The 13,657-nt window shown below is 76.5% G+C and carries 9 protein-coding genes; 1 reads left to right on the top strand and 8 read right to left on the bottom strand.

The window, feature by feature from the left end; genetic code table 11:
• Nucleotides 1-128: 128 nt before the first annotated feature.
• From fxsT to D1J60_RS23920, 7 genes are all read right to left on the bottom strand, one after another.
• Entirely contained in the window at nucleotides 129-3,134 is a 3,006-nt protein-coding gene (fxsT, locus tag D1J60_RS23950) for an FxSxx-COOH system tetratricopeptide repeat protein (protein ID WP_125603047.1), read from the bottom strand.
• 79 nt (nucleotides 3,135-3,213) lie between these two features.
• Nucleotides 3,214-4,542, bottom strand: coding sequence for an HEXXH motif domain-containing protein (locus D1J60_RS23945; RefSeq protein ID WP_125822481.1), 1,329 nt, complete (start codon nucleotides 4,540-4,542; stop codon nucleotides 3,214-3,216).
• The gene (locus tag D1J60_RS23940; RefSeq protein ID WP_206436562.1) at nucleotides 4,539-5,807 is read right to left on the bottom strand and encodes an FxsB family cyclophane-forming radical SAM/SPASM peptide maturase; all 1,269 of its coding nucleotides are present in this window, start codon (nucleotides 5,805-5,807) and stop codon (nucleotides 4,539-4,541) included. The genes D1J60_RS23945 and D1J60_RS23940 overlap by 4 nt, the downstream gene beginning before the upstream one ends.
• A 97-nt stretch (nucleotides 5,808-5,904) precedes the next feature.
• Entirely contained in the window at nucleotides 5,905-6,114 is a 210-nt protein-coding gene (gene fxsA, locus D1J60_RS23935) for an FxSxx-COOH cyclophane-containing RiPP peptide (protein WP_125605580.1), read from the bottom strand.
• Between the two features lie 67 nt (nucleotides 6,115-6,181).
• Entirely contained in the window at nucleotides 6,182-9,475 is a 3,294-nt protein-coding gene (locus D1J60_RS23930; protein WP_125822480.1) for an SAV_2336 N-terminal domain-related protein, read from the bottom strand.
• A gap of 6 nt (nucleotides 9,476-9,481) precedes the next feature.
• Complete coding sequence (locus tag D1J60_RS23925) at nucleotides 9,482-10,492, bottom strand: MoxR family ATPase (RefSeq protein WP_125602875.1); 1,011 nt, start codon at nucleotides 10,490-10,492, stop codon at nucleotides 9,482-9,484.
• A gap of 100 nt (nucleotides 10,493-10,592) precedes the next feature.
• Complete coding sequence (locus D1J60_RS23920; RefSeq protein ID WP_164720957.1) at nucleotides 10,593-12,698, bottom strand: trypsin-like peptidase domain-containing protein; 2,106 nt, start codon at nucleotides 12,696-12,698, stop codon at nucleotides 10,593-10,595.
• A 142-nt stretch (nucleotides 12,699-12,840) separates the two neighbouring features.
• Between D1J60_RS23920 and D1J60_RS23915 the strand changes: the two genes are divergently transcribed.
• The gene (locus D1J60_RS23915; RefSeq protein WP_007266501.1) at nucleotides 12,841-13,026 is read left to right on the top strand and encodes a DUF6104 family protein; all 186 of its coding nucleotides are present in this window, start codon (nucleotides 12,841-12,843) and stop codon (nucleotides 13,024-13,026) included.
• 84 nt (nucleotides 13,027-13,110) lie between these two features.
• Here the strand turns inward: D1J60_RS23915 and sodN are convergent, their stop codons facing one another.
• Nucleotides 13,111-13,506: a superoxide dismutase, Ni gene (gene sodN / locus D1J60_RS23910; RefSeq protein WP_007266490.1), complete on the bottom strand. Its 396-nt coding sequence runs from the start codon at nucleotides 13,504-13,506 to the stop codon at nucleotides 13,111-13,113.
• Nucleotides 13,507-13,657 lie beyond the last annotated feature (151 nt).

Genomic DNA, 13,657 nt, shown 5'->3' with positions numbered 1-13,657 from the left:
AGGCCCGGCCCCCCACCTGGGGGCCGGGCCTTCCGGCTCTGCCGCCACTGCCGGGGCTCCGCCCCTGACCCCGCGCCTCAAACGCCGGCGAGGCTGGAACGTCGCGGGGCTGAACCACCCGGCCGGGGCTACGGCTGGGGCTCGAAGTCCCAGTAGGGGCGGGTCTGCTGGCGGGCCGAGACCGTGTGGACGTGTTGGGGGCCCAGGGTGCGGGTGAGCGCCTTGAGGCCGGCTTCCTCGTGTTTCGAGGCCTCCGCGTCCTCGCGGACCGCGCGGAGGTCCGCCGCGAGGGCGATCTGCGCGCTGAGGGCCATCGGATGGTCGGGGCCCAGGACCCGTTCGGCTCCGCGCAGGGTCTCCCGGCTGAGTTCCAGGGCGGCGTCCAGGCGGCCGGTGATGTTGCGGTGGCCGGTGGCGTTGAGGGCGCAGCCCAGGGTCCAGGGGTGGTGGTCGCCGAGGGCGCCGCGCATGCCGACCAGGGCCTGTTCCGCGAGGTTCAGGGCCGCGCTGCGCTCGCCCTGGGCGCGCAGCACGAGGGCGAGGTTGCCGACGGTGCCGATGCTGTAGGGGTGGGCGAGGCCGAGCTGTGACTGGTAGCCGCGCACGACTTCCTCGGAGATCCGGCGGGCTTCCTCGATGTCCCCGTACTCGCGCAGGTAGGTGGCGTAGTCGGAGGCGACCATCAGGGTCCAGGGGAACTCGGCGCCGAAGACCCGGGTGGAGCGTTCCAGGACGCTGCGCAGCCGGGAGCCGGCGCCGGGGATGTCGCCGGTGCGGCGCAGGCACTGGCCGAGGTTGTGTTCGGCGCGCAGGGTCTGGGGGTGGTTGGCGCCGAGGACCTGGACGTGGAGTTTGAGGCCCTGTTCCTGGCGGGCGAGGGCTTCGCGGTAGCGGCCCATGAGGCGCAGGCCCATGGCGCAGCCGATGCCGGAGGAGAGGGTGGCGATGTGCCGGACGCGCAGGACGCGTTCGCGGCGGCGCAGGGTGTCGAGGTCGGTGTCGTAGGCCTCCTGGTAGCGGCCGAGGAGGCGCAGGGCGACGGCGACGTTGTTCTGGGCGTTCAGGGTGGTGGCGTCGTCCTCGCCGAGAAGTTCGCGGTAGGTGGCGAAGGCGTGTTCCAGGAGTTCGCGGGCTTCGTCGAACTTGGCGGTGCTGAGGAGGACTCCGGCGTAGGTGCTGGTGGCGCGGAGGGTTTCCAGGTCGCGGTCGCCGCGTTCGGCGAGGAGCCGGTCGGCGACGGAGCGGGCGAGGGTCTCGGCCTGCCGGAAGCGGCCGAGCATGCGCAGGGCGCCGCCGTAGTGGTAGCTGAGCTCGCGGACCTGGTCGTGGTCGTCGCCGAGCATGGCGCGCCAGACGGCGTCGGTCTGTTCGGACAGGCGCAGGCAGGTGCGGTACTCGCCGGCGAGCATCAGGTAGCGCAGGCAGTGCAGCAGGAAGTTCTGGATGCGGGGGTTGCTGCTGGTGAGGACGCCGGCGTGGTCGAGGTGGGGGATGAGTTCGGCGTAGCGGGGCCAGAGCCGGGAGTCGGTGGGGCGGCCGGGGTCGGCGGCGGCGAGGACCTGGCGGACGGCGCGGGAGAGCTGGTCGGACTCGTCCTCGGCGAGGTTCTCGCGGACGATGTTGTGGACCATGCGGTGGAGCTGGACGGTTTCCAGACCGCCGCCCTCCTCGACGGAGAGGTCGGAGTACTCCAGGCGGACGACGGAGAACTGGACGAGTTTGTTGAGGGCGGCGTTCCAGCGGATCTGGTCGTTGAGGATGCCGGCGAGGTGTTCGGGGACGCCGTCGGCGGGGAACTCGCGCAGCAGGCGCAGCGGGACGCGGCCGGGGGCGAAGAAGACGAAGAGCCGCAGCAGGGCGAGGGCGTCGGGGAAGTTCTCGCGGACGTTGTTGAGGAGTATGGCCAGGGCGGTCGGGAAGGGCAGCGGGTAGTCGTCGGAGAGGGTGACGGCCTCGTGGGAGTCGAGGCGGTGCTGGAGGAGGGTGAGGTACTCGCCGACGCCGAGCGGGGAGTCGGCGAGCCAGCCGGCGGTCTGGTCGAGGGCGAGGGGGTAGTCCTCCAGGGCTTCGGCGAGCTGGTCGGCCTCCTCGCCGGTGAGGCGGCGGGCGCGGCGGCGGATGAAGGTGACGGACTCGGGGCGGGCGTAGAGGGGGACTTCGACGAGGCTGGTGTGCCGGGCGGCCCATTCGCGGTTGCGGGAGGTGATGATGACGTCGCCGGCGCCGGAGGGCAGGAGGTCGGTGAGGTCGTCGGGGTTGTCGCAGCCGTCGAAGACCATGAGCCAGCGGTGGTAGGGGGTTCCGCGCCGCAGGGCCTCCAGTACGGCCCGGATCTGCTCGCCGTAGCTGCCGGCGCCGCGGGGCAGGCCGAGCGCGGGGGCGAGGTCGGCGAGGCGTTCGCGCAGGGTGGGCCGGTCCTCGGCGGGGACCCACCAGACGACGTCGTACTCGGAGGCGAAGCGGTAGGCGTACTCGGTGGCGACCTGGGTCTTGCCGACGCCGGAGAGGCCGAGCAGGGTGACGGTGGAGGCGCCGGGCGGGGCCTCGGTGAGGGCGTCGCGCAGGCGGCCGATGACGTCGTTGCGGCCGGTGAAGCGGGGGTTGCGGCGCGGGACGCGGCCCCAGATCTCGGGCGGGTCGTTGGGGAAGCGGGGGCCGCGGCGGCCGCTCTCGGTGCCGATGCGGTCGGTCGGGAGGTCCAGGCGGCGCAGTACGCGGTATTCGGCCTCGTAGGCGTCCAGGCCCCACAGGTCGGTCTTCTCCAGGGCGGCGACGGCGCTGGGCAGCGGGGCGTCGGTGAGGCAGACGGCGGCGAACCGGTCGGGGTGGGAGGCGGTGACGGTGCGCAGGGCGGTGTTCCACTCCTCGTCGGTGTGGGTGCCGGCGGAGAAGTAGCGCTCGCTGAGGACGACGAGGATCCGGCCGCCGGCGCGGGCCAGGTCGTCGAGGGCCTCGGTGAGTCCGCCGGGACTGCTCTGCGGGTCCCAGCGCTGGAGGACGACGCGGTGGCCGTGTTCCTCCAGACGGTGGGCGATCCACACCGCCCAGGGGCGGTTGAAGCCCGCGAAGCTGATGACGAAGCGCTGCGCGGGGGCGGCTCCGTCGCGGTCCTGACGCATGGCGGTACCGGTCATGCGGCCGTCTCCCTGGGGTCCGTTCGTTGGACGGGGTGCGGGGCGGTGCGGCTTGAAAGGTACCGCAGGGGACGGGGCGTCATACCCGTACGAACGGGGCGAGTTCGGGGTGTGCCGCGCACCAGGCGCGGCGTTCGCGTTCCAGGGTGCGGCGGGCCGCGGCGTGCTGGTCGCCGGGCGGCGGGGTGGCGTCCATGGCGCGTTCGGCGGCGGCCATGCCGTCGACGAACTCCCGTCCGGTGACGGTCAGCGCGGGGTGGGCGCGCAGGGCGGGCAGGACGGCGGCGACCTGGGCGCGGATGCGGGCGTGCTGGGCCCAGGCGCCGCGGGCTCCGTAGAGGGCGGCGTGCTGCCAGTACCCGGCGAGGGCGAGGTGGGCGTACGTGCCGTGCAGGAGGCCTTCCAGGGGGCGCGGGTCGGCGCGCCAGGGGGCCCAGTGGCGGGGGGTGCGGTCGGCGGTGTGCAGGGTGAGGACGTCGGCGAGGGCGGCGAGTTTGCCGTGCTGCACCTCGTGGACCAGGGTCGCGGCGAGGGCGGGCGGGGCCTGGGCGCGGGCCAGGACGGAGCCGGCGGCGGCGGGGAGGGTGGCGCCGCTGGAGCGGGAGCCGCCGGCGAGGGGGACGACGGAGCGCAGCAGCAGGCCGATCTCCTCGGCGCGGGCGCAGTCGTAGCGGCCCAGCAGGGTGTGCGCGCCGGACCACTGGATGTCCCAGCGCTTGTGGCCCTTGGGGGTGAGCCGGCGGGCCGGGCGGACGGCGGCCGGGCCGGTGGCGGTGCCGGAGGGCGGGACCCGGTAGGGGTCGAGGTCGTCGAGGGAGGTCGTGGCAGCGCCGGGCAGGGTGTGCAGGGGGAGGGCGTCGGCGGTGTCCCAGGAGCGTTCGGTGAGGGCGAGGCGGCCGGGGCCGTGGGGGCGGAGCAGGCCGAGGGTGGGCAGGACGAGGCGGCCGTTGACGGGGCGCAGGGTGGTCTTGAAGCCGATTCCGGCGCGGAGCGCGGCGGCGGCGGCGAGTGCCCCGAGGTGGCCGAGGTCGGGCGGGGGTCCCTGGGGGGCGTGCAGGCGGCGCAGGGTCTCCTCGGCCCAGACGCCGGTGGCCGGGTAGTGCAGGACGTCGTGCACGGCCGCGGGGTCCTGGCGTTCGGCCTCCTCCAGCAGGGCCCAGTGCTCGGCGGTCTCCGGGCCGGGGGCGGCGTCGAGTACGGCGCGCAGCAGGAGCAGCCGCTTGGAGCGGCGCACGTCCTGGACGAGGCGGGTGCCCTCTTCGGAGGGTTCGGTGGAGGCGAGGGCGCGCAGGGTGTGGGAGCTGACGGCGAACCGGGCGAGGTCGGGCCGGGGCGTTCCGGGGGGTGCGGCGGCGGTCCGCTGGCCGGGGAGGCCGGTGCCGGCGTCGGTGTCGGTGCCGTGGGTCATGAGACGGCCCGCCCGGTGGTGGTGGCGGCCCGGTGCAGGGCGTGGGCGACGTGCCGGATGACGGCCTGGAGGTCGGCGCAGTACACGGACGGCTGGCGGAAGCCGTCGCCGGCGCGGTAGCGGTGCGGGTAGTGTCCGCCGCCGCACACTTCGACGAGTTCGCAGGCGCGGCAGCCGGCGGCGAGGGCGTCCCGGCCGAGCTGGCGGGCGGCGAAGCCGGGGTGGTCGAGGAGGTCGTCGAAGCTGTGGTGGTCCAGGGTCATGCCGGTCGCGGCGGCCCCTTCGTAGGCGGACTTCAGCGAATCGGCCTGTTCGATGCTGCCGTCGGTCTCGACGACGGCGGTGGTGACGGGTGCCAGGCCCAGGGTCTCGGTGGCGGCGGGCAGGCCGAGGAGCAGGGCGATGACCTCCTCGAAGATCCGGATCCTGGTGCGCCGGGCCCCGTCGTGCCACCAGCGTTCGAAGACGGCGAGGAGCCAGTCGCCGTACGGGGTCCCGTGCCCGGTCCGGCCGGGCGGCGGGGTGCTCCAGTTGGCCAGGGGCAGCAGCAGGCCGATGCTGGGCGGGGCGAAGGCGAGCAGGGACTCGTACGTCTCCACCGGGTCCTGGGCGATGTCGACCACGCAGAGCACCCCGGCGTAGCTGTCGGGGTGGCGGGCGAGGAGGCGCAGGCCGCGCGCGGCGGCGTGGAAGCCGGGCCGGCCGGTGTGGTCGAGGCGGCGCCGGTTGTGGGCGGGCAGGCCGCCGTCGAGGCTGACGCCGACCCGGATCCCGGCGGCGGCGAGGGCGGCGATCCGGCCGGCGGTGAGCAGGGTGCCGTTGGTCTGGACGGCGGCGGTGACGCGGGTGCGGGGCGCGTGCCGGGCGACGGCGGCGCGGACGGCCTCCACGGGGGCGGCGAGGTCGGCGGGCGGGGCGAGGAGGGGTTCGCCGCCGTGCAGGACGAGGTCCACGCGGGGCAGTCGGTGGGCGGCGGCGTGCTCGGCGATCCGTTCGGCGGCGCGCCGGGCGGTGGCGGGGGCCATGGTGGCGGGTCGGGTGCGCCAGCTGTGGTCGGCCATCTCGTAGACGTAGCAGTAGGTGCAGGCGAGGTTGCAGCGGCTGTGGGTCTTGAGGACGAACTGCCGGACGGGGTACGGGCGGTGGCCGGCGGCGCGCAGGCCCGGGACGTCGAGCCGGGCGTAGGGCCAGCGGGCGTGGCGGGCGTGACCTGCGAGGGTCCGGTGCACGGGCGGCACGGGACCGCTCGTGATCGCTTGGCTCATCGCCTGTACCTCTCCCCTGCGGACGGTCCATCCCTGCCCTCCGCGGGGGCCCGGCTAACGGCGGAAAGTGGTCAACTCCGGCGCGGGTCGGGGGACGTCAGGCGACGCCGGAGTCGAACGCGTTGAGGATCTCGGCCGGGTGCGTGACCCGGTCGACGAGGCCGTCGATGATCTCGGCGAGCACGGGGTGGTCGATCCCGCGCAGTGCGGCCAGGTCGATGCCGGTGAGGTCCGGGAGCCCGGGCCGCGGCCCGGGACACGGACGGGCCGGTGATGGTGCTGCCGCTTCCTGACGTCCGGTCCCCATGGGCTGCCCGTCCCCTTGTCGTGTGTGGTCCACTGCCCTTTCCCTGCGCCCGGCGCGGGGAAACGGTTCAGGGGCCCGCCTCCAGGGCCCGTACGCGGGCCCGGACGGCCCGGGCCGGGACGCCGTCTCCCTCGCCCAGGCGCTGGAGGAGGTCCAGGGCGGCCCGGTAGGCGTCCAGGGCGGCGCGGGGGCGGGCGAGGCGTTCCAGGACCTCGCCGCGCAGTTCCTGGACCCGGGCGGCGAGCGGCAGTGCCGCTGCGGCGTCGCCGTCGCGGTCGGCTTCCAGCGCGGCGCGCCAGGCCCGCCGGTAGGAGTCGGCCGCGCGGTCGAGGCGGTCGGCGGTGCGGGTGTGGGCGTGGATCTCCTGCTGGACGTCGCCGTGTTCCCGCCAGGCGCGGGCCCGGTCCAGGGGGCCTTGGCCCTGCCGGACGGCCAGCTCCAGCAGGTACTCGGCCTCCCGCAGGTCGACCAGGTCCCCTTCGTAGGCGTGCCTCAGCCTCAGCCCGGCGGCCAGCCGCCGCAGCCGGTACGCCGCCCCGGGGTCGGACTGGGGCACGGCGGCGCGGCTCTCGCGCAGCACGCGGACGGCGGTGGAGGCGAAGCGCCGTCCGTCGGCGGCGCGGGCCCGGTCCAGGAGTGCGTCGCCCCACTCGGGCAGCAGCTCCCCGAAGGCCTCGCCGTCCCGGGGGATCAGCCGCCGGGCCCGGCCGTACGCCTCGGCGGCGTCCTCCAGCGCCGTCGGGTCGGCGTCGCGCCGGTACCGGGCCCGGTGCACGCGGGCCAGGCCCAGCAGGGCGGCGAGCCGCAGCGCGGAGTCCGCGGCCGGGTCCTCCAGGGCGGGTGCCAGCCGGGCGGCGGCCTCCTCCAGCCGGGCGGGCAGGTACCGCAGGGCCGCGCCCAGCTCGACGCGCACCCGCGCGGCGAGCCCGGGGGCGTCGGCGGGGGCCGGAGCGGGGCCCGGGCCGGGGGCCGGGGCGGGGGCGGGGGTGAGGAGGGTCGTCAGGGCGGTGGTCAGGGTGTCGGCGGCCCGCTCGGCCAGGGCGGTGCGCTGCGCCGGGTCCGGGGTGCGCGGGAGGAGGGCGACCAGGACGCGGCCCAGGGTCAGGAGGAGTTCGGGGTCCGGGGGCCCCTCCGCGGCGGCGACCGGCTCCAGGGTGGCCCGTGCCTCGTGCAGCGGCCCGGCGTCGTCGCGCAGCGCGGCCAGCCGGAGCAGGGTGCGGGCCCGCAGGACGGCGCAGTCCCGGTGCAGGGCGGGGTCGGCGGCGGCGGCGGCGAACTCCCGGTCGGCGGCGGTCAGCAGGTCGGGGGCCGCGCCCGCCGCGACGGCCCGCTCGTACAGCACCCGGCCCAGCGCCGCCCGGCCGGCGGGGGTGCGCAGGCCCGTGGCGGCCCGTTCGGCCTCGTCGAGGTGCTCGGGGTCGTGCTGGACGGCCCACAGGCGCAGCAGTACCCCGGCGAGTTCGGTCTCGGCCTCCTCCGGGGGGTCGTCCGGGCCGGGCGGGACGGCCACGGCCCGGCGCAGCAGGGCGGCGGACTCGTACAGGGGCCGCGCGTCGGCGTCGGGCGGGCCCGCCGCGAGGCGGTCGCGGGCGGCGCGGACGGCCCGGGCGCGGCCGGGCGTCGGCGGGTCGGCGACGGGGGGCGGGGCGGGCGGTGCGGGGGATTCCGGGGCCTCTTCGGGCGGGCCCGGCAGGTAGCGGCGTACGACCTTGGCGGAGACCTGCGCGAAGGCCTGCGGGAGCTGCCCGGGCGGCACCCGGCCGCCGTCCCACCCGGCGTCCGGTCCGGGGGCGGGCGTGGTGTCCGGTTCGGCCGCGGGCTCTCCGGTGAGCTGGGCGACGGCCAGCGCGGGGAAGTTGCGCACGCCGCGCCCGAAGTGGGCGAGGACGTACTCGGAGCAGTGCTTGAGCACCAGTGCGGCCTCGTCCCGGCCCAGCGGCCCGAGCAGCACCTCCTGGACGCCGGGTACGAACTCGTACCACTGCCCGGCCGGTTCGCCGCTGCGCCGCAGCAGGCCGCCGAGCAGGACCTCCGCCAGGTCGGAGGGCTCCGAGTCGGGCAGCATGGTGCGCTGGACGAGCCGCATGACGGGCAGGGTCAGCGGCGCCGCCGCGAGGTACACGGCGAGCTGGACGGCGCCGGGCGCGGCGGAGGAACGGAACCGGCGGACGAGTTCGCGGGGCGGCCGGGCGGTGGGGGGCGGCGGCACGGGGGCGGCGGGGTGGTGGGCGAGGACGCGGCCGACCTCGGCGGGGACGGGGCCGGTGCCGAGTCCGGCGACGAGCCGGGCCCACGCGCCGAGGGCGCCGGCGTTGGGCGGCAGCACGGGCACGGTGAGGCCGCCGGTGGGGCGGCCGGGCCGGGGCGGCCGGTCGGGCCGGAACCGCAGCGCGGGTCCGCCGCCCGCGCCCCCGCTCCCGCCGGCCCGTTCCAGCAGTCCGCGCTCGGTGGGCAGCCAGCTGCGGGCCCACAGCCGTTGCGGGAGGGGCTGCACGACGGCGCAGGGCGCGCATTCGGCCCAGCGGTGCAGCAGCCGCTGCGCCCGGCCCTCGCGCCACAGCGGGCCGGCGCAGTCGGAGACGACGATGGTCAGGGCCCGGCCGGTGGGGTCGCGGAGCTGGTCGCCGGAGCGGAGGCCGGGGCCGGGTGCGGGGCCGCGGCCGACGGCGGCGGTTCCGTCGGGGAGCCGGTGGAGGTGGTGGGCCTGGACGTCGCGGAAGGCGCCGAGGCGCTCGCACACGGAGCGGAGTTCCTCGAACATCTCCCGCCAGACGGCCATGGAGGGCGAGGCGTCCATGACGAGCCGTACGGTCGCCTCGCGGCGGGTCTCCGGCCGGAAGACGGGGATGACCAGGCCGAGGGCGCGGGCGCTGGCCTCGGCGGTGCCGGCTTCGTCGAGGACGGTGCGGGTGGGGCGGCCGGGGGGCCGGTGCCGCTGGAGGGCGCGCAGGGCCCGCTGGATCTCCAGGATCCGGGGCAGTGCGGCCGCCCCGGGCACGCGTACGGGGACCCCTGCGGCGACGGGGATCTCGGCGGCGGCGCCGGTGTCGGGGGCGGGGGGGTTCCCGGCGGGGTAGAGGCTGACCGGGTCCTCGGGCTCCGGTTCCTCCGGTGGCGGCTCGGGGGGTCCGGCGGTGTCGGCGGGTCCGGGCGGGCGGGCCGGTTCCCCGGGGTGGGCGGAGCCGGGTTCGGGGGCGGTGCCGGCGGGCCGGGCGGCCGCGCTGCCGGCCCGGGCGGCGAGCCAGAGCGCGTCGGCGAGTTCCTCGGCGGACGGGTCGAGGCCGGCGGCGCGCAGCAGGGCGGCGAGGGTGCGGATGTCCGCGGCCGCGGCCCCGTCGGGGCGGGCGGGTTCCTGGGGCACCGCGGCTCACCTCGGGCGGTCGAGGCGCTGGATGAGCAGGTCGGCGAGGTCGTCCCGGCTGGGCGGGGCGGCGTAGTGGGTGAGGTAGATGGCGTTGAGCAGCTGGTCGGCGGCGACGAGTTCGGTGCGGGAGCGGGTGAGGAACTCCCGGATCAGGTCGGCGCCGAGCTGGGCGGCCTCCTCGCCGAGGTGGGCGCGGACCATGGTGGCGAGGCGTTTCTCGCCGGGCTGGCCGAGCTTGAGCTGGATGCAGCGGCGCAGCAGGGCGGCGGGGAAGTCCCGTTCGCCGTTGCTGGTGAGGATGATGAAGGGGAAGGCGCGGCAGCGGACGCGGCCGTCGCGGACGGTGACCTTGGCGCCGTCGTCGGTGAGGACCTGCACCTCGGGTTCGGAGTCGGCGACGCGTTCGAGTTCGGGGAGGGTGAACTCGCCTTCCTCCAGGACGTTCAGCAGGTCGTTGGGCAGGTCGATGTCGCTCTTGTCGAGTTCGTCGACGAGCAGGACGCGGGGGCGGTCGGTGGGCAGCAGGGCGGTGCCGAGGGGGCCGAGCCGGATGTACCTGCCGATGCCGGGCGGGGTGCCGGGGGAACGGGTTCCGGCGGCGATCTGGACGTCCTGGAGGCGGGCGAGGGCGTCGTAGCGGTAGAGGCCCTCCTGGAGGACGGTGCGGGACACGACGGGCCAGCGCAGCACGCGGCCGAGTTTCAGCTCGTGGGCGACGGCGTGGGCGAGGGTGGACTTGCCGGTGCCGGGGTGGCCGGTGACGAGGAGGGGCCGGCGCAGGTAGAGGGCGGCGTTGACGGCCTCCAGTTCCTCCGGTTCGGGCCGGTGCAGTTCGGCGGCCTGCCGGTGGGCGCCGAGGCGGCGGGCGACGTTCCCGTCGGGGGCGGCGGCGGGGCCGCCCGGTTCGACGGCGGGTCCGCCGTCGAAGTCCCGCCAGGGCGGCGGTTCGGGCAGGGCCTCGATCCCGTCGTGGGGTTCGCCCACGCCCCGGTAGATGAGCCATTCCTCGTTCACGCCCGCTCCCTCCCACACGTCCCGCACCACCCGTACGCCGCTCCGTCCCCCGGGCCGGCTCTGCCTCCCCGTGCCGCTCCGCCGGCCCGCGCGGGGGCCGTCACAGGTCGCCCCGCAGCGGCTCTTCCTCGGGCAGCGCGCGGGCCGGGTCGTCCCAGACGAGGGCCAGCCCGGCCGCCCAGTAGGCGTCGGGGTCCGCCCCGTACGCCCGTTGCCGCAGGGCCTGGAGGCGCTGCGGCAGTACCGCGCCCCGGCCCGCCTCGGCCAGTTCCTCCCGCAGCCCCCGGTGGAAGGGGGCGCAGGAGGCCCCCGGGTCGGCGGGGGGCCTGCGGCAGACCACCACCCCGTAGCCGGCCTCGCGTACGGAGTGCAGCGCGCCCAGGGTCGGTTCGGTGTCCGGCGCCCGGCAGAGCACCGGGACGGTGTTGTCGAGCAGCCCGGCGAGCCAGCCCGGGGAGGGGCTGCGGGGCCGCCCGCGCAGGCAGTCGGCCCGCTGGCCCAGGAGCGGGCCGGCCTGTACCCGTGCCCACCGGCCGGAGGGGACGGCCCCGCCGCCGGAGCGGAACACCACCGGCCGCTGCACGCCGACCGGCGTCCCGCCCGAGACGGTCCACTCGTCGACGCGGAGGCCGAACAGTTCGGGGGCGACGGCGACTTCGAGGAGCGCGGCCGCCTCGTGGGTGTCGCACCGGCGGAACCCCTCGGCGAGCGGGGCGCGCAGTGCGTCGGGCAGGGCGGCCAGGGTGGCGCGTACGCCGGCGGCGACGGGGGTGACCCGGTCGGGGCGGGCCGGGCCGGCCAGGACGGACACCCGCCAGTCGTAGACGTCCTCCCAGCCGTGCGCCCAGGCCTCCAGCAGCACGGAGGGGCCCGGCGGCAGCCCGGCGCGGTGCCGGGCGGGGCCGTACGCCTCCCGGCCGGCGGCGGCGCGGCGGCGGCGTTCCCGCTCGGCGAGGCCGCGTTCGTGCCGTTCGCCCAGTTCCCGGCGCAGGGGGCGCCACAGCCGCTCGGCGGTGGCGCGTACCCAGTCCCACAGTTCCTCGTCGGCGCCGGGGGCGGGCGGCTCGCGGTGGTCGGCGACGCTCACGGCGGTGGCGTAGCGGAGCATGGCGGCGGCCTCGCCGCCGGCGCCGGGCGGGTCGTGGAGCAGGCCGAGGCCGTCGCGCCAGCTGAGCGGGGCGGGCAGGGTGGTGTCGGGCTCCTCGCCGCGGGCCTGCTCGGCGAGCTCCCGTACGGCCTCGGACGAGCCGGGTGGCGGCAGTTCCGCGAGGAGTCCGCACAGGGTGGTGCGCTCGCCGGGGGTGAGGCGGCCGCGGCCGCCGTAGGGGCCGCCGTCGCCGTCGGGGAGTTCGTCGTGGACGTCGGTCCAGGTCCTGCGGCTGTCGAGGTCGCTCAGGTGCCGGTCGTAGTGGTACAGGTCGTGGGCCTGCATGACCCTGCGGTAGAGGCCGGTCTGGCCGGTGGGGGCCATGGGCAGGGTGCGCAGCTGGGCGACGGACACGGCGAGGCCGCCGCCGGCGCCGCTGCGGCGGGCCTTGACGACGCCGACGACCTCTCCGCGTGCGAGGTCGACGACGGGTCCGCCGGACATGCCAGCTTCGATCTCGTCGTCGTCGCCCAGGCGGATCGCGGCGCCGCCGGCGGCGATGCCGCGCAGCCGGGTGGTGCGGCCGGTGATCTCGCGGAAGCCGAGTTCCTCGGTGCAGCCGAAGTAGGCGGCGTCGTCGAGGCGGGGTCTGGCCCGGTCGGTGAGCCAGACGCAGGCGTGGGTGACGGGGGCGAGGACGCGGACGAGTGCCAGGTCGGGCAGGTCCCACAGGGCGCGGCGGCCGGGCCGCCGCTCGTCGAGCCGTTCGGGCAGGACGCATTCCACCCGGCCCGTGACCGTGCCGGTGGCGCCGTCGCCGCCGAAGCCGGCGAAGCCCGCGGAACCTCCGGTGCCGCCGGTGCCGCCGGTGCCGCCGGAGAAGAAGGTGATGCCGACCTCACGCCCGGCCAGCCGCACGGCAGCACCCCCTTCGCCGACCACGTGCGCGCACGTCAGGACCCAGCCCGGGGCGATGAAGAACCCGCTCCCCCACGTCGGCCCGGTCCCGGGGGTCTCATACCCGTCCGGGGGCGCGTGGACGCGTACGGTGGCGGCCCGGACGAGGGGTTCGAGGAGCTCGAAGGCGCGCGCGGATCCTGCCGTGCGCCCGTCCGGCATCTCCGGTCCCCCGTTCCCCGCTCGCCCCGTGAAGGGCGTCCAAGGTAGCGCCGGGTGACGGACGGGCGGGAGGGTCTCGGGGGTAAGCGGATTATCCTGGCGGGAAACGCCCCCATCACCACCACACGGCACGGAGCCCGACTTGTACTTCACCGATCGCGGCATCGAGGAGCTGGAGAAGCGGCGCGGCGAGGAGGAGGTCACCTTCGAGTGGCTCGCCGAGCAGCTCCGCACGTTCGTCGACCTCAACCCGGACTTCGAGGTCCCGGTGGAACGCCTGGCGACCTGGCTGGCCCGGCTGGACGACGAGGACGAGGACGACGAGTAGTCCGAGCAGCCCGTACGCACGACTGAGGGGCCCGACCGCGTGCGGTCGGGCCCCTCGGTCGTGTGCCGCGGGGGCGGGGCCGGATCAGGCGGCCTTCGTCTCCCAGAAGATGCGGTCGATTTCGGCGATGAGCTCCAGGGCCTTGGCACCGGTCGCCGGGTCGTTCGACGCCTTGGCGGCCGAGAGGGCCTTCAGGGTGTCGTTGACCAGGGTGTGGAGCTGGGGGTACTTCTCGAAGTGCGGGGGCTTGAAGTAGTCGCTCCACAGCACCGAGACGTGGTGCTTCGCGAGCTCGGCGCGCTGCTCCTTGATGGTGATGGCGCGCGCGCGGAAGTCCGCGTCCTCGTTGGCCTGGTACTTCTCCTGGACGGCCTTGACGGACTCGGCCTCGATGCGGGCCTGGGCCGGGTCGTACACGCCGCAGGGCAGGTCGCAGTGGGCGGAGACCTTCACCTTGGGGGCGAAGAAGCGGGAAAGCATTGGAGTGGGTCCTCCTCGTGATCGTCTTCTCAAGGGTGGAGATTACTCGCTGAGAATCCGGAAATCGCGGGCGCCCCCATGGGCTTAGGACAAAAGTCCAGCCCCGGCCGAGCGGGGGTGAGCGAACGTACGGGGCCGTGCGGCAGCATGC

Source organism: Streptomyces sp. W1SF4 (genome assembly GCF_003950035.1).
In the GTDB taxonomy this organism is placed as follows: Bacteria; Actinomycetota; Actinomycetes; order Streptomycetales; family Streptomycetaceae; genus Streptomyces; species Streptomyces racemochromogenes.
The sequence above is the reverse complement of the archived record's forward strand: the minus strand, read 5'-3'. Positions and strand labels throughout refer to the sequence as shown.